Origin of the sequence: Nodosilinea sp. E11, from assembly GCF_032813545.1 — a bacterium.
GTDB lineage: Bacteria > Cyanobacteriota > Cyanobacteriia > Phormidesmidales > Phormidesmidaceae > Nodosilinea.
The window spans coordinates 4294147-4316002 of the sequence record NZ_CP136520.1 but is presented as its reverse complement, the minus strand read 5'-3'; the positions used below and the strand labels follow the sequence as shown (position 1 = coordinate 4316002).

20 protein-coding genes, 1 tRNA gene and 1 rRNA gene are annotated in these 21856 nt (G+C 53.0%); 14 read left to right on the top strand and 8 right to left on the bottom strand.

The genetic code is table 11. The annotated features are described in order from the left end of the window. Positions 1-38: 38 nt before the first annotated feature. Positions 39-1529, bottom strand: a 16S ribosomal RNA gene (locus RRF56_RS21400). A 946-nt stretch (positions 1530-2475) separates the two neighbouring features. Next, positions 2476-3534, bottom strand: a complete 1059-nt coding sequence (gene psbD / locus RRF56_RS21395; RefSeq protein WP_317035180.1) for a photosystem II D2 protein (photosystem q(a) protein) — start codon at positions 3532-3534, stop codon at positions 2476-2478. A 509-nt stretch (positions 3535-4043) separates the two neighbouring features. Here psbD and RRF56_RS21390 point away from each other — a divergent pair. The 5 genes from RRF56_RS21390 (at position 4044) to RRF56_RS21370 (ending at position 5924) form a co-directional block, all read left to right on the top strand. Beyond that, positions 4044-4319 carry a hypothetical protein gene (locus RRF56_RS21390; protein WP_317035179.1) on the top strand — a complete coding sequence of 92 codons (276 nt, stop codon included), beginning with the start codon at positions 4044-4046 and terminating at the stop codon, positions 4317-4319. A 15-nt stretch (positions 4320-4334) separates the two neighbouring features. Next, positions 4335-5018: an energy-coupling factor ABC transporter ATP-binding protein gene (locus tag RRF56_RS21385; protein WP_317035178.1), complete on the top strand. Its 684-nt coding sequence runs from the start codon at positions 4335-4337 to the stop codon at positions 5016-5018. A 121-nt stretch (positions 5019-5139) separates the two neighbouring features. Continuing rightward, on the top strand, positions 5140-5367 hold the full coding sequence (locus tag RRF56_RS21380; RefSeq protein WP_026072917.1) for a DNA-directed RNA polymerase subunit omega: 228 nt from the start codon (positions 5140-5142) through the stop codon (positions 5365-5367). 24 nt (positions 5368-5391) lie between these two features. Further along, entirely contained in the window at positions 5392-5760 is a 369-nt protein-coding gene (locus RRF56_RS21375; RefSeq protein ID WP_317035177.1) for a DUF1818 family protein, read from the top strand. Positions 5761-5850: 90 nt separating this feature from the next. Further along, positions 5851-5924 (top strand) — tRNA-Pro (locus tag RRF56_RS21370). Between the two features lie 172 nt (positions 5925-6096). Here the strand turns inward: RRF56_RS21370 and RRF56_RS21365 are convergent. Further along, complete coding sequence (locus RRF56_RS21365; protein WP_317035176.1) at positions 6097-6882, bottom strand: RNA polymerase sigma factor SigF; 786 nt, start codon at positions 6880-6882, stop codon at positions 6097-6099. 321 nt (positions 6883-7203) lie between these two features. Between RRF56_RS21365 and RRF56_RS21360 the strand changes: the two genes are divergently transcribed. Next, positions 7204-7956: an HAD family phosphatase gene (locus tag RRF56_RS21360; protein ID WP_317035175.1), complete on the top strand. Its 753-nt coding sequence runs from the start codon at positions 7204-7206 to the stop codon at positions 7954-7956. A 56-nt stretch (positions 7957-8012) separates the two neighbouring features. Here the strand turns inward: RRF56_RS21360 and RRF56_RS21355 are convergent, their stop codons facing one another. The 4 genes from RRF56_RS21355 to RRF56_RS21340 all read right to left on the bottom strand — a co-directional run bounded on the left by RRF56_RS21355 (position 8013) and on the right by RRF56_RS21340 (position 10454). Then, positions 8013-8576 (bottom strand): NUDIX hydrolase, encoded by a 564-nt coding sequence (locus RRF56_RS21355; protein ID WP_317035174.1) that lies wholly within the window; start codon positions 8574-8576, stop codon positions 8013-8015. 71 nt (positions 8577-8647) lie between these two features. Continuing rightward, a complete protein-coding gene (gene folK, locus RRF56_RS21350) occupies positions 8648-9145 on the bottom strand; it encodes a 2-amino-4-hydroxy-6-hydroxymethyldihydropteridine diphosphokinase (RefSeq protein WP_317035173.1) in 498 nt (165 codons plus the stop codon). A gap of 3 nt (positions 9146-9148) precedes the next feature. After that, positions 9149-9469, bottom strand: a complete 321-nt coding sequence (gene trxA, locus RRF56_RS21345) for a thioredoxin (RefSeq protein ID WP_317035172.1) — start codon at positions 9467-9469, stop codon at positions 9149-9151. A 124-nt stretch (positions 9470-9593) separates the two neighbouring features. Beyond that, positions 9594-10454, bottom strand: coding sequence for an alpha/beta fold hydrolase (locus tag RRF56_RS21340; RefSeq protein WP_317035171.1), 861 nt, complete (start codon positions 10452-10454; stop codon positions 9594-9596). A gap of 222 nt (positions 10455-10676) precedes the next feature. Between RRF56_RS21340 and RRF56_RS21335 the strand changes: the two genes are divergently transcribed. The 5 genes from RRF56_RS21335 to RRF56_RS21315 all read left to right on the top strand — a co-directional run bounded on the left by RRF56_RS21335 (position 10677) and on the right by RRF56_RS21315 (position 16939). Next, positions 10677-11465, top strand: coding sequence for a DUF1350 family protein (locus RRF56_RS21335; protein ID WP_317035170.1), 789 nt, complete (start codon positions 10677-10679; stop codon positions 11463-11465). A gap of 134 nt (positions 11466-11599) precedes the next feature. After that, positions 11600-12025 carry an ATP-binding protein gene (locus RRF56_RS21330; RefSeq protein ID WP_317035169.1) on the top strand — a complete coding sequence of 142 codons (426 nt, stop codon included), beginning with the start codon at positions 11600-11602 and terminating at the stop codon, positions 12023-12025. A 63-nt stretch (positions 12026-12088) separates the two neighbouring features. Beyond that, the gene (locus tag RRF56_RS21325; RefSeq protein ID WP_410510666.1) at positions 12089-12847 is read left to right on the top strand and encodes a TIGR00297 family protein; all 759 of its coding nucleotides are present in this window, start codon (positions 12089-12091) and stop codon (positions 12845-12847) included. Positions 12848-13876: 1029 nt separating this feature from the next. Continuing rightward, positions 13877-16345: a putative bifunctional diguanylate cyclase/phosphodiesterase gene (locus RRF56_RS21320; RefSeq protein WP_317035167.1), complete on the top strand. Its 2469-nt coding sequence runs from the start codon at positions 13877-13879 to the stop codon at positions 16343-16345. Positions 16346-16570: 225 nt separating this feature from the next. Beyond that, positions 16571-16939 (top strand): thioredoxin family protein, encoded by a 369-nt coding sequence (locus RRF56_RS21315; protein ID WP_317035166.1) that lies wholly within the window; start codon positions 16571-16573, stop codon positions 16937-16939. A gap of 56 nt (positions 16940-16995) precedes the next feature. Here RRF56_RS21315 and ribD read toward each other — a convergent pair whose 3' ends face one another. Next, the gene (ribD, locus tag RRF56_RS21310; protein WP_410510665.1) at positions 16996-18066 is read right to left on the bottom strand and encodes a bifunctional diaminohydroxyphosphoribosylaminopyrimidine deaminase/5-amino-6-(5-phosphoribosylamino)uracil reductase RibD; all 1071 of its coding nucleotides are present in this window, start codon (positions 18064-18066) and stop codon (positions 16996-16998) included. Positions 18067-18312: 246 nt separating this feature from the next. On the opposite strand from ribD, the gene RRF56_RS21305 reads away from it, so the two are divergent. From RRF56_RS21305 to RRF56_RS21295, 3 genes are all read left to right on the top strand, one after another. Next, on the top strand, positions 18313-19470 hold the full coding sequence (locus tag RRF56_RS21305; protein ID WP_317035164.1) for a DegT/DnrJ/EryC1/StrS family aminotransferase: 1158 nt from the start codon (positions 18313-18315) through the stop codon (positions 19468-19470). Between the two features lie 227 nt (positions 19471-19697). Next, positions 19698-21380 (top strand): ABC1 kinase family protein, encoded by a 1683-nt coding sequence (locus tag RRF56_RS21300; RefSeq protein WP_410510664.1) that lies wholly within the window; start codon positions 19698-19700, stop codon positions 21378-21380. A 91-nt stretch (positions 21381-21471) separates the two neighbouring features. Then, on the top strand, positions 21472-21834 hold the full coding sequence (locus tag RRF56_RS21295; protein ID WP_317035162.1) for a hypothetical protein: 363 nt from the start codon (positions 21472-21474) through the stop codon (positions 21832-21834). Positions 21835-21856: the final 22 nt, after the last annotated feature.

Here is a 21856-nt window from a genome sequence, read left to right as displayed (position 1 = left end):
TCAATTTGGTTCGGAGTAATTAAGGGTAGGTCTCCCTAAAAGGAGGTGATCCAGCCACACCTTCCGGTACGGCTACCTTGTTACGACTTCACCCCAGTCATCAGCCCTGCCTTCGGCGCCCTCCTCCGCGAACGGTTAGAGTAACGACTTCGGGCGTGGCCAACTCCCATGGTGTGACGGGCGGTGTGTACAAGGCCCGGGAACGTATTCACCGCAGTATGCTGACCTGCGATTACTAGCGATTCCGCCTTCATGCAGGCGAGTTGCAGCCTGCAATCTGAACTGAGCCACAGTTTATGGGATTTGCTTGCACTCGCGCGCTCGCTGCCCTCTGTCTGTAGCATTGTAGGACGTGTGTAGCCCAAGACGTAAGGGGCATGATGACTTGACGTCGTCCCCACCTTCCTCCGTGTTGTCCACGGCAGTCTCTTTAGAGTGCCCAACTTAATGATGGCAACTAAAAACGAGGGTTGCGCTCGTTGCGGGACTTAACCCAACATCTCACGACACGAGCTGACGACAGCCATGCACCACCTGTGTTCACGCTCCCGAAGGCACTCTCTGCTTTCACAGAAATTCGTGACATGTCAAGCCTTGGTAAGGTTCTTCGCGTTGCATCGAATTAAACCACATCCTCCACCGCTTGTGCGGGCCCCCGTCAATTCCTTTGAGTTTCACACTTGCGTGCGTACTCCCCAGGCGGGATACTTAACGCGTTAGCTACGGTACTGCACGGGTCGATACGTCCAACACCTAGTATCCATCGTTTACAGCTAGGACTACAGGGGTATCTAATCCCTTTCGCTCCCCTAGCTTTCGTCCCTCAGCGTCAGTTGTGGCCCAGTAGAGCGCCTTCGCCACTGGTGTTCTTCCCGATATCTACGCATTTCACCGCTACACCGGGAATTCCCTCTACCCCTACCACACTCAAGTTCTCCAGTTTCCATTGCCGATCCACAGTTGAGCTGTGACCTTTGACAACAGACTTAAAAAACCGCCTGCGGACGCTTTACGCCCAATAATTCCGGATAACGCTTGCCTCCTCCGTCTTACCGCGGCTGCTGGCACGGAGTTAGCCGAGGCTTATTCCTCTGGTACCGTCAGTTCTTCTTCCCAGAGAAAAGAGGTTTACAACCCTAAGGCCTTCCTCCCTCACGCGGCGTTGCTCCGTCAGGCTTGCGCCCATTGCGGAAAATTCCCCACTGCTGCCTCCCGTAGGAGTCTGGGCCGTGTCTCAGTCCCAGTGTGGCTGATCATCCTCTTAGACCAGCTACTGATCGTCGCCTTGGTGAGCCCTTACCTCACCAACTAGCTAATCAGACGCGAGTTCATCCTTAGGCGAAAAAACATTTCACCTCTCGGCATATGGGGCATTAGCAGTCGTTTCCAACTGTTGTTCCCCTCCTAAGGGCAGATCCTCACGCGTTACTCACCCGTCCGCCACTAACCTCCGAAAAGGTCCGTTCGACTTGCATGTGTTAAGCACGCCGCCAGCGTTCATCCTGAGCCAGGATCAAACTCTCCATGTTAGTGACTAATCCCTAAAGATTAATCTCAGTTAGTCATTCGTGAAAAATGACCCGAAAAGCATGTCCCGGATACCTCAGTATCCGATTCTGTCTTTCTATTTGTTGACTCAATGAAAGCACTCGTGCTATCGTTGAACCAATTTAATCCTTGACAGGAACCTTGGCTTTGTTTCTAGACTATGTAGTTGTCGAGGTTCGCTGCATCCCTCAGTGAAGTACTCGTTCGAGTCGCTTCCCTCAGGCGCTTTATTAATATAAAGCCGGGTACACAGTTGCGTCAACCCCTTTGACTAAAATTCTTTTGGGTACTGGAACCCCTTGCGGCGCTAAGGGTTCCAGCGTTTTGTGAGATCATAAGGCCGGAATTTTTCAAAAATTTCTCGGAAATTCTTTCGTGCAGACACTGCATCTAGCGCCAGAGACGGCAGAAATAACAGCAGCGATAGCGTCACTGAATCCCTCTGGTAAGGGTTAAAGCCCCTGAGCCTCGGTTAACAACAGACTGTAATCAACAATATAGACGCTCTGCTTAGGCCTCCCTACCTTTGCTCGTAGGTGAAGATAGAGAGGCCTAACCCCGCTTTCCAAAAGGCCAACCCGTAGGGACGCATGGCACGCGCCCTGTTGAACCGGGGGTAGCTAACCAGGATTTGCTCTAAAAATAACCCTGAGACGGTGCATCGCTGCGCGGATGCACGCCACAATTTTCATCGTTGGGGGTGTCGTCTTGGCAACATGGACGATTGGTATAAGCAGGGTAAAAGCCGGTATCACAGTCTTACCTTTAAGACTGCTGATTAGCCTGTCTTCAGACGCAGGTTGCGATCGCGATATGAACCGGCTTTTTTACCGCATGTGATCGCATGCGGTAAAAAAGCGAGGCGCTCAGCGCCTCGCTTTGTGAAATCCCTGAATCAACCGATTCAAGCTATTGGCTGTATACCCATTACAGAGCGTTGCCGCGGGGCAGTACTTCTTCGGGGAATACAAACTTCTCATGGGGCTGGTCAGTCGGTGCCATCCAGGCCCGGATACCTTCGTTCAGCAAGATGTTCTTGGTGTAGAAGGTCTCAAACTCGGGGTCTTCCGCCGCCCGAATCTCTTGCGACACAAAGTCGTAGGCCCGCAGGTTTAGACCTAGACCCACGACACCCACCGCACTCATCCACAGGCCGGTAACCGGCACAAACAGCATGAAAAAGTGCAGCCAGCGCTTGTTGGAGAAGGCGATACCAAAAATCTGCGACCAGAATCGGTTCGCCGTCACCATCGAGTAGGTCTCTTCAGCCTGGGTCGGCTCAAAAGCTCGGAAGGTGTTCGCGTTCTCACCATCTTTGAACAAGGTGTTCTCAACGGTGGCTCCGTGAATGGCGCACAGCAGCGCTCCACCCAAGACACCCGCTACTCCCATCATGTGGAAGGGGTTCAAGGTCCAGTTGTGGAAGCCCTGGAAGAACAGCAGAAACCGGAAAATCGCCGCTACGCCGAAGCTAGGCGCAAAAAACCAGCTCGACTGACCCAAGGGGTACATCAGAAAGACGCTGACAAATACCGCAATCGGTGCCGAGAAGGCGATGGCGTTGTACGGCCGTAGACCCACTAATCGGGCCACTTCAAACTGTCGGAGCATGAAGCCGATCAGACCGAAGGCACCGTGTAGAGCAACAAAGCTCCACAACCCGCCCAGTTGGAACCAGCGGACGAGGTCGCCCTGGGCTTCGGGACCCCACAGCAGCAGCAGGGAATGACCCAGGCTGTTGGCGGGGGTAGAAACGGCAACGGTCAAAAAGTTGGCACCTTCCAGGTATGACGACGCGAGGCCGTGGGTGTACCAGGAGGTCACAAAGGTGGTGCCGGTCAGCCAGCCGCCTACCGCCATGAAGGCGCAGGGGAACAGCAAAATGCCGGACCAGCCGATAAACACAAAGCGATCGCGCTTTAGCCAGTCGTCAAGGACGTCGAACCATCCTCGCTGGGCTTGCGCGCGTCCCATTGCTATGGTCATACGCGAATCTCCATAATGATTTGACAACAGGTAAACACCAAGACCAGAGGGCAGATCCGCGACTTTATTTACCGGGAAACTCCGCTTCTGAACTTGGAGGGGATTTATGCACGGAAGATGATGGCGCTAGCTCTAACTCAAAGACAGTTGGCTGATATAACGTCAATGCCTACTCTCCTCAAATTATGAGTAGTGTTTACTATTCTTTACCGTGTCTATCATTATAGGGGGTCTTTTTGGGGAAGCTTGCCCAAGCAACTAGATAATCTTGTGATCTTGGTGATTTTGATGAGTATTTCTACTTATATCTCAGGTTGGAATTGAAAGATTTTGATAACCATATATTAGACCTGCTAAGCCTGCCGCGATTTGAGTCTCTATGGACATCTGCGTATGGCTTATCGTATAGAGCAATAGATGTGGGATAACAAACGCTTACACTTTATATATAAGGAACGGGCTCAGTGAAAGGAGCCCGCATCTCTAACCTTACTGGGTAATATTTGACTATGTTCACAATCGAGTTGACGATGAAGCACACAGCCATGCCGCTTTCTGTGCAAAAGAAAGAGCAAGGAGAGGCAGAAGCTCTGTACAACTCCATCACAGAAAATTTGCGCAACGGCAGTGGCCAGATACTTGAGCTGATCTGCGACCAGCAACCCCACAAGCGTATTAGTGTGCTAGGTAGTGAGGTGGCAGCAGTACAGATATTTGAAAAGAGCGGTACCGCGACAGCCTCAGGACGACCACCAGGGTTCTTTGCGCTAAGCAGCGATCAGTAGAAGGAGCTCAAGCAAGTGCCCGGCAACGGTATCACAGCCAGAAACCCTGAGGCGATTAAAGCTCACAACTTACAATTTCAATGGCCATCTGGGCAGCTAGTGTTGCAAGGCTGTTCGCTGACCGTGAAGCCGGGGGAGTTTTGCATGCTCTTAGGCAACAACGGTAGCGGCAAGTCAACGCTGTTGAAAATTTTAGGTGGGCTACTGCGTCCCCAAGCAGGAGAGTGGTCGATCGAAGAACCAGTGGGGTTTGTTTTTCAAAACCCTGACCACCAGTTGGTGATGCCAACTGTGGGAGCTGATGTAGCTTTTGGCTTGGTGAATGAGCACCTTTCTTTGGCAGAGATTCGTAACCGGGTCGATGATGCCCTAGAGGCTATTAACCTGTTAGAGCTCAAGCGGCGACCTATTTATGCCCTCAGCGGTGGCCAAAAGCAACGTGTAGCGATCGCTGGAGCGATCGCTACACGCTGTCACGTACTGCTTTTGGATGAACCCACCGCGTTACTGGATCCTGATAGCCAAATTGATTTAGTCAAACGGGTGCGAGATCTAGTTAAGGAAAGAGGGTTAACAGCCCTTTGGGTGACCCATCGCCTTGTCGAACTCGACTATTGCGATCGCGCCTTCTTATTAGAGGCAGGACGTGTGCTCGACGAGGGTGAACCTGAACGACTAAAACAGCGTTTACAAAGTTGAGCGTAGCGGGGTTTAGCCCCTTATGCTCCCTCTAATATCCAGCAACAGCCTGGGGCAGAGGCAAGCGTGGCATCGAATAATCTTGGTAGTATAGAGGCTTGGATTATTTATCTAGGTTGTTATGGTTAAGCGTTCTCCTTTCGACAGCACTCAGGTTATGCGACGGACCGAAGACCTAATTCGAGCTGCCTCAAACCGCTATCGCATTACGGTACAGGTAGCTAATCGTGCTCAGCGGCGACGCTTTGAGGATTTTGAAAACTACGAAGATCCCAAGATGAAGCCTGTGCTGCGGGCTATTATCGAGATGTCTGACGAGCTAACTCAGCCTGAGATCATTGGCGAATAAGCCACCGACCAGCTTCTTCTGGCTATGAACAACCGATTTGTGAAGGAAGGCCGGGGGTGGCGATTGGGCTGGGATGCTGCCGCCCCCGAATACAAAGGGCTATTAGCCGGGCAGTCTTGGGCGATCGAGCTAACCGCAGCCGAGTTTGAGGCATTTCGCCGATTGGTGTTAGATATCAAATCCACCATGGATGCGATCGCAGCGGAACTCATGGATGATGAACGCATTGCCTGTGAAGCTGAGGCCGATTACCTTTGGGTAGAAGCCGAAGGGCTTCCCAACGCCTACGGTCTTAGGTTTATCTTAACCTCGGGCCGCAGCTGTGAAGGCTCTTGGGACGCGATCGCGTCCCAGTCGATTATTGAGCAAATCGCTCACTTAGAGGTATTTTGAGCCGTAACCAAAGCAGTTACAGATTTTGTTTGATTTTATCTAATACTGCGCCTTACTATGCTATTCTAGTTAAGCACAAATGAAAAAGACCGGGGCGTAGCGCAGCTTGGTAGCGCACCACTTTGGGGTAGTGGGGGTCGTGGGTTCAAATCCCGCCGCTCCGATATTTAAAAAGCCTTGCCATTGGCAAGGCTTTTTAGTGTTTAATAGTTGCCTTCACAGTTATTGCTCCTAACAAACTATTGAGCAGCCCTTACCTAAACAAGAACGCCGCAGACAGCCTAGTGGGCTATCTACGGCGATCGCTCTCGTCAGGCGGCAGACATCAAGTCGAACCTAAGAATCGATATGCAGTTCTTGGGGTTGGAGGTAAGCAATCATTTCATCCACTCCACGCTGGATGCGGCGGGTAACGGTCATGGGGCTAACGCCAATTTTCTCAGCGACTTCTTTGCGAGACAGTCCTTTGAAAAAGACAAATTCGATGGCGGTGCGGGTTTTAGACTCAAGCTGGTTCAGTGCCCGCTGGATTTGCTGACGGTCTTCCTCTAACGCCTGCATCAGCTGATAGTGGCTATCGGGAAGCGTTTCGCCAAGGGTAATGTTGGAGTCAACCTGCTGACACACAGTAGCATCCAGGCTAAGGGGCAGGCGATTCTTGTGGGCCATTTTGACCTCTCGCCATTCTTTAACGGGTACACCCAAAGCCTCAGCCATCTCGCTATCGCTAGGGTTACGGCCTAGGGTGCGCATCAACTCCATCTGAAGTTTCTGAGACTCTTTTTGCAGATCTTGCCAGCGGCGGGGAATCTTAACGGTAGTGCCGCGATCGCGCAGGAAGTGCAGCATCTCACCGCGAATGTAGGGCACAGCAAAGGAGCTAAAAGCACAGCCCTGGCTTGGATCAAATCGCTCGATGGCGCGGATTAGACCGATGTAGCCAATCTGCTCAAGATCTTCGTAAGGTTCGGAGCACTGGTGGCTCACCCGGTGGGCAATTTTGCGAACTAGACCAGCATTGAGTTGAACTAGTCTGTTGCGCAGCTGTACAGAGGGAGACTGCTTGTACTGCATAAGCAGTTCCATGCCACGGGAGCGAATTGTCGAAGTTTGAGTTGCCATATCTGCGGATGTCCTTACGAGAGCGGGTTCGCTGAGAACTGAATCTATTCTCGGGAGTGACACCGACATTCACCATAGTTGATCCACGGTACTCTCGAAGAGAGGCCGCAATATTCTCCGTAGTTATACGGGATCGTCGCGGCTATCCTTAGGCGGACAGATAGCTGACCCGAGAGCAAGAGGATGACCGAGGCCATCCTAGGCTGTCATCCTGTAAAGCTCTCATTTCTTAGGATTGCAGTAATCGCCAGCCCCAAAAACCGGGCTAAGCTAAAGACTACGCAACTACGTTGCATTGCTTAATAAATTTCTGGCGAGGTCATGGCTCTTAAGGCAGTGTTATTAGACTTTAACGGCGTCATTATTAATGATGAGGCAATTCATCAGCAGCTCATTGAAGAATTACTGCTGGAAGAAAATCTGCGACCAAACCCCGAAGACTTGAACCAGTTTTGTCTGGGGCGATCGGATGCAGCCTGTTTAGGTGATTTGCTTAGGCGCCAGGGGCGGACAGTGCCGGAGACCTACCTGGAAAAATTGTTAGACCGTAAGGCTGCCCGGTACAAAGAGATGTTGACTAAGTTAAGTGTGCTCCCCCTGTATCCGGGTTTAGACGATTTGATCTACCAAATACGCACCGCTCAACTCAGGTTGGCGATTGTCTCAGGAGCACGGCGCAGCGAAATTGAAATCGTATTATCTCGCGTCAACTGGGGAGAACATGTAAATCTGATTGTGGCAACAGATGACCTACCATCGGGAGTTAGCAAACCTGCCCCCGATGGCTATCTCTTGGCCATCGAACGGCTAAATCGACAGTTTGGCGATTTAGAGTTGCATCCTGAAGAGTGCCTAGCGGTAGAAGACTCGTTTGCCGGTATTGAGGCTGCCAAGCGGGCTAGAGTGCCAGTTTTAGGGGTCGCCCATGCCTACCCATATCAGATGATTCACCGACGAGCTACGTGGGTTATCGATCACCTCTATGAGCTCAATCTAGACTGGCTCAAGCCCTACTACAACCAGCAATTCGGATTGGCGAACGACCTGAACAACCCACAACAAACAGAACTTTAAATCCTTGGTTAGTTAAATCCTACGCAAGCTTTCAATTGAGCCTATAGGATTTAATCTCAAAGAGCCGCCAGTTTCTCTAGATAAGGCTTGGCTAGGTAGAAGCTAGCAATTGTTTTAGCGTCTACCGCTTCCCCAGCCAAAATAGACTTTTCGAGTTGGGCCGGGGTGAGAACAACGACTTCTATATCTTCATCGACATCGGCCTCTGGAGGCGACTCAATAAGCTCTAAATCGGTCGCTAGATAAGCATAAATAATTTCGTCGGAGTAGCCAGGAGCCAAAGGAAAGCGCCCAATGGGTAACCAGGTTTGGGCACTGTAGCCAATTTCTTCTCGAATTTCTCGGCGAATGGTGTCGGCGGGAGACTCCTCTGACTCAATGGTGCCTGCGGGGAATTCTAGCAAGCGTCCCATGACGGCAAAACGATACTGGCGCACCATAACCAATTCACCACTGGTAGTGACGGGTACGGCTAAGGCACCGCCGGGGTGACGAATACATTCCCAATCTCCCTCGGCCCGATTGGGTAAACGCAGTCGATTGACTTCAAAGTTAAATTTACGACCTTCATAAAATAAACGCTGCTTTAGTAGTTGAGGTGGCTCTTGACCAAGGGGCATAGGTACAGGCTAAGAAAGGGCGCAAAAGGTCAACCCATTGTAGCAGCGGGCTTAAGGCAAGAGTATTGGGTTTAGCCATGAATTGGGCCAAGGAGCTTCACCCCGGTGGGATCAACAGCTTTGCAAAGTATCTGCACCAATTGACCACTAACGGGATCTCGCCAATTAGCGGCAATTTCGGCTAAGGGAATGAGCACAAAAGCACGTTCTCTAAGGCGAGGGTGAGGAACGTGTAGGTTTGGTTCAGTGATGATGGCCTGACCATAGAACAAGAGGTCGAGGTCGAGGGTGCGAGGCCCCCAGTGCTCTTGGCGTACGCGACCAAATCTTTGCTCTATATCAAGCAGTTGGCTGAGTAAGGCGAGGGGCGATAACGTGGTGGTGAGCAGGGCACAGGCATTGAGAATATCGGGCTGGGGAGGACCGATTGCAACAGTCTGATAGAGGCTTGATTCTGCTAATACATTGATCTCGGGAGGGCAATGAAGATCGACTAGCGCTTGCTGCAAAATTTGCCGGGAGTTGCCTAGGTTGCTGCCCAAGGCGATCGCGCAGGGGACTAAAACCATAGGTTAGGTGAGGTGAAGCTGTAGCCGAGCTATGAGTTGCTCAGCAGGCAGAACGCCTTCAATCCGGTCTATAGGTTGTCCCGCTTTGAACAACACTAGAGTCGGTAGAGCTGCAATCCGATGCTGAGAAGCAATTTGCGGATACTTATCGGTATCAATTTTAACGATTTTAAGCTGGCCTTTAAGCTGGCTACTGACAGTAGCCAAGATGCCCGACATCATCTGGCATGGACCACACCAGGTGGCATAAAAGTCGACCAAAACAGGACCTTCAGCTTTTGACAGAAGATCTTCAAAGCTTTGAAACTGCTGTTTAGTTGCCATTACATGCTCCTTCTGTTACCCCTGTTGGCTTAATAACAGTATGGTTGCTTTGTCAGGCATAGTCTACGCCTTGAGGAACAAGTTTTTAGTACTTACCCAGTACGACATGGCAGTTCTAAACGAGCTACACCACCATCTGGCGTAAAAAACGATCGAGGGCGGTTGCTACTTTCTCGGCCCAGTCTTCTTGAGCGTAATGGCCTACTTCTTCAAGGGTTTGTAGTTCACCATTGGGTAGCGCCTGTACTGCGGCCTCGGCTAGGTTCACTGGCAACCAGGGGTCACTTTGGCCCCATAGAAGCAGAGTGGGATGATCCCACAGGGGCAGGGCAGCCGCGATCGCCTGACTCGTTTCTTCTATAGATAAGCGGCGCACGGTGGTCATTAAGGCTCGACCTACGTCGGAACTTTTGAGAAAGGGACGACGGTAGACATCTAAATCAGCATCAGCAACCTGGTAAGGACCACCCCCTTCTAGGGTGCGATCGACCAGCAACGGGTCTTGGGTAATCATGTCTCCGGCTAGAGGCAAGCCCATCTGGCGAATTTTCCAGGGCAGCTTGGCCCCAGGGCCGATGGGGGCATTGATGATCACGAGGCGATCGACTCGATCGGGGTGCTGGAGAGCATATTGAATGCCGACCGAGCCCAGAAACCCCTGGGCAACCAGGTGTACCTGCGGTAGCGCTAGGGCATCAATAAACTCACCGAGGGCAGTTACGAGGGCAGCGGGGGTGTAGGGAAAGTCGCGGCGGTCAGGTTTGTCGGAAAAGCCGTGGCCAATCCAGTCGGGGGCGATCGCACGAAACCCCTGCTGGGCCAGGGTTGGCATCACCTGTCGCCAGCTATAGCTTTGGGACACCAGGCCGTGAAGCAGCAGCACCGGCAGCCGAGGCGTATCGCCAATGGGTTGCAGCTCACGGTAGAACCAGGTCAACCCGTTGACCGATACGGTATGTTCGGCGATCGCAGCCCCATGATCCATGACATCTCTCCCACTCAGCCCAATGAGCTTACTGCTCTAGCAAAGCCAAAGGCAAGGGCAAGAGACGCCCTTGAGACGGTGTATTGTCCCGCGCTAGTCGCGAAACTGGCCGTGGAACGGCGATCGCTACGCTAGGTTAGACTTCGCCTTGGGTACAAACTGATTACAGTATTAGAAGACTATCCGCAGGTTTCCATCGATAGGACATGCCCGCAGGCCACTATGAACTGGCAAGAGGTTTCTGGCAACTGGATCTTAGTTCCTCCCAACCCCACCGCGATCGTGCACTTTTTAGGCGGTGCCTTTGTGGCAGCTGCCCCCAGCGTGACCTACCAGTGGCTGCTGGAAAATTTAGCTAAGCAGGGCTATTTAGTGGTGGCGACACCCTTTATCAATACCTTTGACCATACGGCCATTGCTCAAGAGGTGTTAATTACCTTTGATCAGGCGATGCGATACCTGGATAAGCGAGTGCTGGTTCATCGCCCGCCGTTACCCCTATACGGCCTAGGGCACAGCATGGGCTGCAAGGTGCATTTGCTGATCAACAGCCTTTGGGAGGTGGAACGCGCGGGCAACATTTATCTAAGCTTCAATAACTATCCCGCTCGCCGGTCGATTCCATTTTTAGAACAGGTGGTGCAGTTTAATCCGGCGTTTAATGTGGAGTTTACCCCTGACCCTGAATCAACTTTGACTTTGGTGCGCGATCGCTATCCTGTAGCTCGCAACCTGCTGATCAAATTTCGCAACGACACCATTGATCAGACACGCCCCCTGTCGGAGGTGCTGGTGCAGCGGTTTCCACAGCTGACCACAGTGCAAATTTTGCCAGGATCCCATACCACGCCCATTGCCCAAGACCTTGGTTGGCAGCCCGGCACATCGTTTAGCCCCCTTGATGCCCTAGGGCAGTTTATGCAGCAAGAATTTTACCGAGACTTGACCCGCCTCAGGCGCAGTTTGCTAAGCTGGCTCGATGCCTTAGACATTAGGACTGACAAACCGTAAAGTACCCATGCAACGATAACTTGTGAAGATATAGCCTTACCCTGTAAGGATGTAAAGCTCTTGTATCTGTAACTCTTGCTAAGGTAGGCTTGGGCCTTATGATGCGAGGGTGAGCTATTTAGCCGTTGTCTGCTTTGACCTACCAGCACACCAGCCAGATTGAGACCCTAACCGATCCTACGGCGCTCAAGTCGGTACTGACCTGGTTTGATCAGTTCCAGGCTACCCCTATTCCCCACAATATTTGGCTCCAGTGTCAGCTCGCACTCATTGAAGGGTTCACCAACGCGGTACGCCATGCCCACGCTGGCCTACCGCCCACAACCCCAATTCAGCTAGAAGTCTCGGTGAGCGATCGCGCCATTGATATTCGCATCTGGGATTGCGGTCCTGGCTTTGATCTGGCCTTGGTACTGCGGCAAAAAATTACCGTTAACAACCCCGACTCGGAGGGTGGTCGAGGGCTCAAGATCATGTACCTGGTAGCAGACCGGTTGACCTACGAGCCGGATCCGGTTCAAGGCAACTGCTTGCACCTGCACAAAGCATTTGATGTTTAGGCTGAAGGTCACCCAGGAGGGCAATCTATGGTTTTAGCGGTGGTACTAGCGGCCCCCCAAGCAATGGCATGGCTCTTGGGGGCAATGATCAATACGGCTCTCCTGGCGATCGCCTGGCAGTTGCCCAAAAAACTGCTCACCCCAGCGGGCTATATCCACGCCTGGGGCCTAGGGGTACTGATCTGGGGCTGTCTAGGCTGGCGGGGCTACACCGTGATGATGGCCTATTTTCTGGCCGGATCGGCGGTCACCCGTCTGGGCAAGGCTCAAAAAGAAGCAGCTGGCATCGCCGAAGGTCGTTCTGGGGCCAGAGGGCCAGAAAACGTTTGGGGTTCAGCACTAGCTGCCGCCGTCTGTGCCAGTGCGATCGCCCTGTTTAGTGTCCTCAACACCACAGCTCAAGCCAATCTGTGGATTCCCCTGCTGGCGCTCGCCTACGTCAGCAGCCTGAGCACCAAGCTCTCCGACACCACCGCCAGCGAAGTCGGCAAAGCCTATGGCCAGCGCACCTTCCTCATCACTACCCTGAAGCCAGTGCCAGCGGGCACCGAAGGAGCTGTCAGCCTAGAGGGCACCCTGGCCGGGGTAGTGGGATCAGCAGTCATAGCCCTAGTGGGGTGGGGGGTAGGGCTAATTAGCCCAGGGGGAATCGCCATTTGCTTAATCGCAGCCCTGATTGCCACGACCCTGGAAAGCCTGATTGGGGCAACGCTCCAAACGCGCTTGGCCTGGCTCACCAACGAGATGGTTAATGGCCTCAACACTACCATCGGGGCTGTGCTTGGGTTGCTCATCGGACTAGCTGGACAGCAGCTGGGCTAAACCTTCCCGCCATCAAGCACCAGATTATGAGAAACCGTAGATTTACGGATGATGAATCTTGAGTTTTGACTGGAGGATTGATCAACCGGAACGCAAATTGTCTTGAATCTCATCTTAAGTTTAGAAGTCTCACCAATATTTATATAAGCTTCATAGCTTTTATCCGGATGGGGTAGAGAACTAGGTGAGAATTCGGACCCCTAAATTCCGTGGGTCCCCTGTCGATGGCTACTGTCAACTTCGGCCTTAATGAATTAGGCTTCGCTATTTGAGTCACGGTCTGCATCTCCAGCCGCGATCGCAGACATCGGGGTCGTTACTGTTGTTTAGGGATCGTCTACCCTCAGGCTCAATTGTTGAGCCCTGAGGCCACCACGAAAATCATTATGAAAACTCCGTTAGGACAAAACTTTCGTTCAAAGTATTCGCTTCTGACGCTAGGCACATTGTCACTGGCCATAATGGTTTTGTTTCAAGCCTTTAGCTTAGGGTCAGTTGCCAGCGCCAATAGTCGAGACGAGTTTCCGGGCCGTCGACAGGGAGGGGGAACTCATTGGGTCAGCCCGATTCAGGCAATGAATTAAAATAGCTCTTTTCGATTGAAAGCACAAAAACCGCATCATTTAATACAAACTAGAGTAATGCTAATTTGTGTAACGCAATAGCGGCAGATTCCGACCGGAGCCTGCCGCTATTGCCATTTATAGTGAGGCCTCCTCTAGATCAAACTACCCCCGTCAAAGTCAGGCCTTGGGGGGTTACCACTATGATGGGAGATGTCAAGACTAAAGTCACTGGAGTAACTCAGACTAGCTGAGAGCGAGTTCGTGACCACTATTTGGGCATGCTGAGCAGCAGCGCTTCACCCTGGTAGAGCTCCGGGGGAAGAATACCGGGTGTTCTATATAAAATTTGCTTCGTCGTCTAGTTTTTGTTGTCAACGACCGAACACCTGTGAAAGCGGCAATTAAAGCTATAAATACCCGATTGCAACGTCGGGTGGCACCTCAAATAAGCCAATGGTGGGGTATGACACCTCTCAATACCGGTAGCAAAATTGTGCTACTCGCCAGCCTAGTAGCTAGCACCCTAGTAATCGGCCTGAAGGCTTTAAACCTGCTTGAACCAGCAGAACTATTTTTATTTGATCACCTGGTGCGATCGCGCCCGAGCGAGGATCCAGACCCCCGCATGACCATTGTGGGCATTACCGAGTCCGATATTCGCCAGCATGGTTGGCCCCTCAGCGACCAGATGCTAGCCCAGGTGATTGACCAGATTCAACGTCACCAGCCTCAGGTAGTGGGCTTAGACCTCTATCGCAGCACCCCACGCCCGCCAGGCTCTGACGATTTAATTACAGCGCTGGCTGCCCCAAACCTGATCGCCATCATGAACGTTGGCAGTTCCCAAGGTCAGGTCCCCGCACCACCCACCGTAGAACCAAACCGCGTCGGGTTTAACGATTTCCCCACCGATTCCGACGGGGTGATTCGCCGTAATTTAATGTTTGTTCGCAGCCCCGACGGCGGCTACTTTTCCTTTGCGCTACGCGTGGTGATGGCCTACGCTGGCTATCCCCCCAATGCCCTGCGAGCCGAAGCAAACCACCTGTACCTGGGCGATCGCGCCATTCCCGTTCTCTCGGCTCAAGACGGTGGCTACCAGAACGTTGACAGCAGCGGCTATCAAATCTTATTGCGCTACCACACGGCCCAAATGCCCGCCCGGCACCTCTCCATTAGCGAAGTACTCAGTGGACAGTTTGACCCCGAGTGGATGACCGGCAATATTGTGCTAATCGGCACGACCGCCGCTAGCCTCAAAGACCGCTTCTATACCCCCTTCAGCTTCAACCAAAACGAAGAGTTGACCATGCCTGGAGTGGTCATTCACAGCCAGATGATTCGCCAGCTGCTAGATATAGTCAGCGACAAGCCGGCTCTCTACAGGGTTCTGCCTCCCTGGAGCGAAGTTCTCTGGCTGTGGGGTTGGTGTCTAGCCGCTGGCACCATGGCTTGGACTATCAAACATCCCAACCTTCTATTGATCTCCGGTGGGGTGCTGATCGGCGGACTGCTAAGCGTGGGCTGGTTAGGGGTCAATGGGCTAGTATGGATCCCCCTGGCAGAACCCATCACTGGCATCATCACGGCCATGGCCGTGGTGCTGGCCTACAAGCTCCTCTACCGCACAACCCACGACTCTCTCACTGGGCTACCCAACCGAGAGGCCTTTATCGGAACCATTCAACAGGCCCTGTACTGCCGTCACCCCATAGGTCCACCCGTAATTGTGGCCTTTATGGGCGTCGATCGCTTTAAGGTGATCAATGAAAGCCTGGGCCACCAGATGGGAGACGAAGTTCTACAGATGATGGCTCAGCGGTTGGTGCAGCATAGTCCACCCCAGGCCCAGGTAGCCCGAGTCGGAGGAGATGAATTTGCGCTGCTGCTTACCCATATGTCTAGCGCCGAAGCTGGAAACTTGATGGATCATCTCCAATACGCGCTCTCAGAACCCCTTATCCTCCACGGGCAAAAATTACCTAGTACCTTGAGCATTGGAGTAGCGATTAGTCAGCCGGGGTTAGAGCATAAGCCCGCCGACCTACTACGGGATGCCCACACAGCTATGTATCGAGCCAAAGCGCTGGGTAAGTCGCGGTTTGAAGTCTTTGCGGCTGGCATGCTGACCGAAGCAGTCAATCGACTTCAGCTCGAAAGCGACTTGATTAACGCCCTAGACAACCAAGAGTTTTTGCTCTACTACCAGCCGATTATTAATCTCAAAACCGGAGAGTTAGCCGGGTTTGAGTCCCTGGTGCGGTGGCACCAAAAAGAGCGAGGGTTTGTGCTGCCTAGCGCCTTCATCCCAGCAGCGGAGGAAACGGGCTTAATTATGGCCCTGGGGCAGTGGATTTTTCGCGAAGCCTGCCAACAATTGCGCGAGTGGCATGACCAATTTCCCCACTATAGACACCTGACCATGAGCATCAACCTGTCCAATCGACAGTTTGGGCAAGCTGACTTAATCAACCAGATTCAAGCCGCTCTAAAAGAAACTCAAGTTAACAGTCACTGTATACGCTTAGAAATCACTGAAAGCATGGTGATGGGAGACGTTGATGCCGCCATTGACCTAATGCTCAAGCTCAAATCTCTAAACTTGAAACTAGCCATCGACGACTTTGGCACAGGCTACTCATCACTTAGCTATCTGCATCGCTTCCCGATGGATACCCTCAAGGTAGATCAATCATTTGTGGGTCGCTTAGAGAAAAGCGACGAAGACCGGGCCATCATTCATACCATTCTGACGCTGGGCCAACAGTTGGGCATGGACGTGGTAGCCGAAGGCGTCGAAACCGAGACCCAGATGGCCATGCTACGCCAGGAGGGTTGTGACTATGGCCAGGGCTACTTCTTTGCCAAGCCCCTTCCTGCGAGCGACGCCCTGGCTCTACTTCAGCAGCAGCAGCCACTGGGATTGACTTAGGAGAATGCCCAGGCCAGTGTCGATCGCTGCTCTAGTCAGCGAAAAACCTGTGTTAGGGATTTGGCACAATCCTTGATTGAGCCCATTAACTTCCATTCTCAACTGGTCTACAATGATCCCAACTGCAACCTTTGCTTTTGCTTTGAGCACGAAATATTGCCCTTAAGCCCATCTATTCTCTTTCGAGACTTCCTGGGTCGATGTTTAAATTCCTTTACACATTTGATGTCAATGTCTGTTGGCGAAGCCACTTTTAGGACGGTTGTACTAGAATCCGATCTGCCTGTGCTGGTTCATTTTTGGGCACCCTGGTGTGGCCTCTGTAAGCTCATTACCCCAGTTTTGCAGAGCTTTCAGTCTGAATGGGAGGGCCAGGTGCGCCTAGTTGACGTCAACGCGGACGAAAATTTTCGGCTGGCTACCACCTACCGCCTGTCGAATTTACCTACCCTTCTAATGTTTGAGCAGGGCGAGGTCTGTCAGCGAGTCGAGTCGTTTCGGGGTAAAGAAGACCTGCGCTTGCTCCTTGATACCTTAATGCGCCACCGTGAGCTGACCTATGACATTCCCCGGCTAGTGCGCATCTATCCTTAACAGCCAGCCGTAGAAGACGAGCGTTTAGATAGGTCAGATTTGTCGTTAGGCAACGGCTACGACTGGTGGGATAGCCCTCGCAAATACCCTTCTAACAGAAGATCCTCGCCAAGGATACGCCAGGTTTGGCGTTCAATTGCCAGCGCCTTGTCCATGTGCCGAATGCCCAGTTCGCCAATCGGGGTAGGTGCGGTGGGACCACCCACTAGCTTGGGAGCAACAAACGCCCAGAGTTTATCAATTACCTCGTCTTGCAAGGCTTGGGCCGCTAGTTGTCCGCCACATTCCCACAGCAGCGCCGCGCAGCCTTGCGCGTAGAGATCCTGAGTCACGGCTTTAGGGCGTAGGTCGGGTAATACTATCACCTCTACACCTTGATCAACTAACGTCTGGTGCCGCCTTGGGTCTGCCGCTGAAGTCGTAAACACCAGTGTGGGAGCCACCTCCACATTCCACAGGTGAGCCTGGGCGGGCAGGTCTAGGCCACGGCTCATCACCACCCGCCGTGGGTTGTGCCCGTGGCCATGGCTGGTCAGCCTCGGATTGTCTTGACGGACCGTGTTGCCTCCTACCACCACAGCATCACAGGTGGCCCGCAGCTGGTGGACGGCGGCGCGGGCGGTGGGGCCGGTGACCCAGGCACTGTGACCACCGGTAGCGGCAATTTTGCCATCCAGGGTCATGGCGTATTTCAGCAGGCCTAGGGGACGCTGGCGAGTCACGCGCTGGACGAAGGCTTCGTTAAGGCGTTGGCAAGCTGATTCTTCAACACCAACCACAACGTCAATACCAGCCTGGCGCAAGCGTTGAATACCTGACCCTGACACTCGCGGATCAGGATCGACCATACCTACCACTACGCGCTTGACCCCGGCCTGAAGGATAGCTTCCGTGCAGGGGGGAGTACGCCCAGTGTGATTACAGGGTTCAAGGTTGACGTAAAGCGTTGAGTCCTGGGCTTTTGCGCCTGCCTGGGCCAAGGCAAACACCTCAGCATGGGGCTGTCCAGCACCGGGGTGGAAGCCTTCCCCGACAACTACATCCTGGTTGAGAATGACACAACCCACTAGGGGGTTAGGAGCAGTGCGTCCGGCAGCCAACCGAGCCAGCTCTAGGCACCGGGTCATCCAGCGATCGGAGAAAGTCTTAACATTGTCGCCCTCAGGTAGGAAAGTATGGCTAGGCAAAAGCGAAAAGTCAGTCACAGCAAGCAGGTCCTAAGCAAAGGGGATAGGAAGTAAAAGGAGGGATTTGAGCCAGGGGGCTAGGGGCCGGGGAACGGTTGAGACACAATCATCGTCGCTAGCTGAAGAACTCTGATGCAACCGTGGGGTACGGTAAAATAGGCCTATCCACTAGGTGAGTGTGAGCGAGTGAGTGTAATTCCTCCTGTCGATCTTACGGAGCAGTTTCAAACGATTCAAGCCGATGTTAATGCCGCTGTAGCTGAGGTGCTGGCCTCTGGGCAATACATTAATGGGCCGATCGTTGAAACGTTTGAAAGAGCTTTCGGCGAGTATGTGGGCACCGAGCACTGTGTTGGGTGTAATTCGGGTACTGATGCGCTCTATCTGGCTCTACGTGCTTTTAATATTGGCCCTGGGGATGAGGTAATTACATCCCCGTTTACGTTCATTGCCACAGCGGAGGCCATTAGCGCTGTGGGGGCCACGCCGGTGTTTGTCGATATTGATCTCGACACCTTCAATTTGGATGTGGCTAAGGTAGAGGCAGCGGTGGGCGATCGCACCCGAGCCATTATGCCAGTGCACCTCTTTGGTCGGCCTGTAGACATGGGACCGGTGATGGATTTGGCCGCCCGCCATGACTTGGTCGTGATCGAAGACTGTGCCCAGGCCACTGGAGCCGAGTGGATGGGACAGCAGGTAGGCCGCATTGGTCAGGTAGGTTGTTTTAGTTTCTTCCCCACTAAAAACTTGGGAGGCTGCGGCGATGGTGGGGCCATTACCACTAACGATGCCGAGCTAGCGGCCACCGCCCGCATGCTGCGAGAGCATGGCAGTCGAGTTAGATATCACCACGAGGCCATTGGTATCAACAGCCGACTAGACTCGGTGCAGGCCGCCATTTTAGCCATCAAGCTCCGCCACCTAGACAGCTGGAATCAGCGTCGTACCGCAGTAGCAGAGCGCTACGATAGCCTGCTGACTTCGGTAGCCGAGGTGGTTCGTCCTCAAGCGGTTACCTTTGGCCGCTCAGTCTGGAACCAGTACACTCTGCGGCTCACCCAGGCCACCCTTGAGGGGCAAGAGCGCAACCAAGTGCAGCAGGCCATGCGAGAAGCTGGGGTGATCTCGATGGTTTACTATCCTATCCCGCTACATCTCCAGCCGGTGTACCAGCATCTGGGCTATCGGCCCGGCGATCTGCCCCAGGCTGAGAGCGCGGCTCACCAGGTGTTGTCACTGCCGATGTTTCCTGAGCTGGGTGAAGAACAGCAGATGCAGGTGGTGCAAACCCTCAAAACGGCGCTAGCCCAGGTAGGTCTCAGGGCCGCTCAGTATTGCTAAGCTACGGGCCATTTGCTGTCAAAGCTGTTTGTAGTTTTCTATACTATATTTAAGGTAAATTAACCCGGTTCAGGGATGCTCAATGGCCGCCTGTCACCGCGCCCTCTCACTCTGTGGATGGCGCGAGTAGATGTCAAGGGTTGCCCAGCGATTGTCCCCAGCACGTTAAGCACCGCATTGTGACGCAAGGGGCACTTAGCACCGTGGCAGCGATAAATCCGGCTTTTATGGGCACCTACGATGCAGCGGCGATAGCCCGCTATTTTCGTTGGCGAATAGGCACCTTAGGCTGGCGAATTTTGCAAATTTCGTGGTGGCTGGGCACGTTTGTGCTGGGCCTACAGATGGATCGCTGGTTTAGTCAAGAAGAGCAAAACCGTCCCCGCCGAGCGGTGCAGCTACGCCAAGTGCTCACGAATCTGGGGCCTACCTTTATTAAAGTAGGACAGGCTCTCTCCACTCGTCCCGACTTAGTGCGGCAAGATTTTCTAGACGAGCTGACTAAGCTGCAAGATCAGCTGCCGCCTTTTCCTACCGCTGAGGCGATGGCCATCATTGAGGCAGAGCTTGACTATAGCCCCAAAGAAATTTTTAGTACTTTATCGCCTTTGCCAGTGGCGGCGGCTAGCCTAGGCCAGGTGTACCGGGGGCGGCTGTTTTCTGGAGAAGAAGTAGCTGTTAAGGTGCAGCGACCCCACCTGCGGCCAGTCCTGTGTCGCGATCTGTATTTAATGCGATGGGCTGCGGGCTGGTTGGGTAAATTTTTGCCTCTCAACCTGGGTCACGATCTGACCCTAATCGTGGATGAGTTTGGCACCAAGCTGTTTGAGGAAATCGACTACCTCAACGAGGGCCATAACGCCGAGCGATTTGCAGCCAACTTCAAAGACGATGTCACCGTTAAGGTGCCGGTGATTTATTGGCCCTACTGTAGCCATCGGGTGCTCACCTTAGAATGGATCGAGGGCTGCAAGCTTACCGATATGGCATCGCTCCGGCAAGGCAATTTAGACCCCGATCGACTGATTGAGATTGGGGTGACGGCGGGCCTGCGTCAGCTACTAGAGTTTGGTTTTTTTCACGCCGATCCCCACCCTGGCAACCTATTTGCCTTGGCCGATGGCCGGATGGCCTACATCGATTTTGGCATGATGGATCAGCTCGATCAGATCACCAAAGAGACGCTGGTAGATGCAGTAGTTCACCTGATCAACCAAGATTTCAGCAATCTGGGCAAAGACTTTGTCAAGCTAGGCTTTTTGACGCCAGAAACCGATCTAGGACCAATTGTGCCTGCCCTCAAGCGGGTGCTGGGCGACGCTATTGGGGCTAAGGTAAGCGACTTTAACTTCAAAACAATCACCGACCAGTTCTCAGAGTTGATGTACGAGTACCCGTTTCGGGTACCTGCCAAGTTTGCCCTAATTATTCGATCGCTGGTGACCCAGGAAGGTCTGGCTTTAAGCCTTAATCCTGAGTTTAAGATCGTCAATGTGGCCTATCCCTATGTGGCTCGTCGGCTGCTCTTGGGTGAAACCCCGGCCCTGCGACAGCGACTGCTGGAAGTGCTGTTTCAGGATGGTCAGCTTCAGTGGCAACGGCTGGAAAACATGTTGGCGATCGCCCAGGGTGATACCGGTTTCGACCTTCTCCCCACGGCGGGGCTAGGCCTTGGCTACCTGATGTCTGAGGAAGGTGCCCACCTACGTCAAATGATTGTGCTAGCCCTCACAGAAGACGACCGGCTGCATACTCAGGAGGTTCAGCGACTGTGGGCCTTAGTCAAGGACGACATTACCTTTGACAAGGTGCTAGGTGTAGCCTGGGGCGCGTTTGCCAACTATTCTCTCGAACGGGCGGAGCAGTTGGTGCCTGTGGTGGGTGGCTTACGTCAAGTGCTGCGAACCTAGGTTATCGGTTGAGCTAGTGGCGGCGTAGGCCTAAGGGCAGCTCTCCCGTATAATCAGGAGAAGTAAATTATTGTTTCTTTTTTCTACGCCTGTGTACCCACAACCGCCCTACGTTCTATTTTTTGCTGGTTTTTTGGCTGCGGTAACTTCGGGCTATGCCTTTAGCACCGCGCTACAGCAGTCTGTCAACGAGTGGAATACCAAACGCTCGACTCGAATTTTGGCGACTCTGCGCGGTCCCCAGCTCCAAATTCCCTTCTTTGGCATCTGTGCTGGAGTCTGTGTGTTCTTGGCCTCTGGCATTCAACTGTTTGGGTTTTCGGCTAAGGCAGCCTACGCCATGGGCGTGCCGATGACGCTGCTGAGCGGCCTACTGATCTGGTCACAGCTGGGCAAAATTTTGGTGCTGATTGAGGAAGGGGGCTCTAAAGCTCTCGACCTGGATGCTTTTTAGTCGATTGTCTAGAGGTTTAGCC

Bases quoted from the DNA above. Each gene is read 5' to 3' on its own strand.
- psbD (WP_317035180.1), bottom strand. From the start codon at position 3,534: ATGACCATAGCAATGGGACGCGCGCAAGCCCAGCGAGGATGGTTCGAC.
- RRF56_RS21390 (WP_317035179.1), top strand. From the start codon at position 4,044: ATGTTCACAATCGAGTTGACGATGAAGCACACAGCCATGCCGCTTTCT.
- RRF56_RS21380 (WP_026072917.1), top strand. From the start codon at position 5,140: ATGGTTAAGCGTTCTCCTTTCGACAGCACTCAGGTTATGCGACGGACC.
- RRF56_RS21375 (WP_317035177.1), top strand. From the start codon at position 5,392: ATGAACAACCGATTTGTGAAGGAAGGCCGGGGGTGGCGATTGGGCTGG.
- RRF56_RS21365 (WP_317035176.1), bottom strand. From the start codon at position 6,882: ATGGCAACTCAAACTTCGACAATTCGCTCCCGTGGCATGGAACTGCTT.
- RRF56_RS21360 (WP_317035175.1), top strand. From the start codon at position 7,204: ATGGCTCTTAAGGCAGTGTTATTAGACTTTAACGGCGTCATTATTAAT.
- RRF56_RS21355 (WP_317035174.1), bottom strand. From the start codon at position 8,576: ATGCCCCTTGGTCAAGAGCCACCTCAACTACTAAAGCAGCGTTTATTT.
- folK (WP_317035173.1), bottom strand. From the start codon at position 9,145: ATGGTTTTAGTCCCCTGCGCGATCGCCTTGGGCAGCAACCTAGGCAAC.
- trxA (WP_317035172.1), bottom strand. From the start codon at position 9,469: ATGGCAACTAAACAGCAGTTTCAAAGCTTTGAAGATCTTCTGTCAAAA.
- RRF56_RS21340 (WP_317035171.1), bottom strand. From the start codon at position 10,454: ATGGATCATGGGGCTGCGATCGCCGAACATACCGTATCGGTCAACGGG.
- RRF56_RS21335 (WP_317035170.1), top strand. From the start codon at position 10,677: ATGAACTGGCAAGAGGTTTCTGGCAACTGGATCTTAGTTCCTCCCAAC.
- RRF56_RS21325 (WP_410510666.1), top strand. From the start codon at position 12,089: ATGGCATGGCTCTTGGGGGCAATGATCAATACGGCTCTCCTGGCGATC.
- RRF56_RS21320 (WP_317035167.1), top strand. From the start codon at position 13,877: ATGACACCTCTCAATACCGGTAGCAAAATTGTGCTACTCGCCAGCCTA.
- RRF56_RS21315 (WP_317035166.1), top strand. From the start codon at position 16,571: ATGTCAATGTCTGTTGGCGAAGCCACTTTTAGGACGGTTGTACTAGAA.
- ribD (WP_410510665.1), bottom strand. From the start codon at position 18,066: ATGACCCGGTGCCTAGAGCTGGCTCGGTTGGCTGCCGGACGCACTGCT.
- RRF56_RS21300 (WP_410510664.1), top strand. From the start codon at position 19,698: ATGGGCACCTACGATGCAGCGGCGATAGCCCGCTATTTTCGTTGGCGA.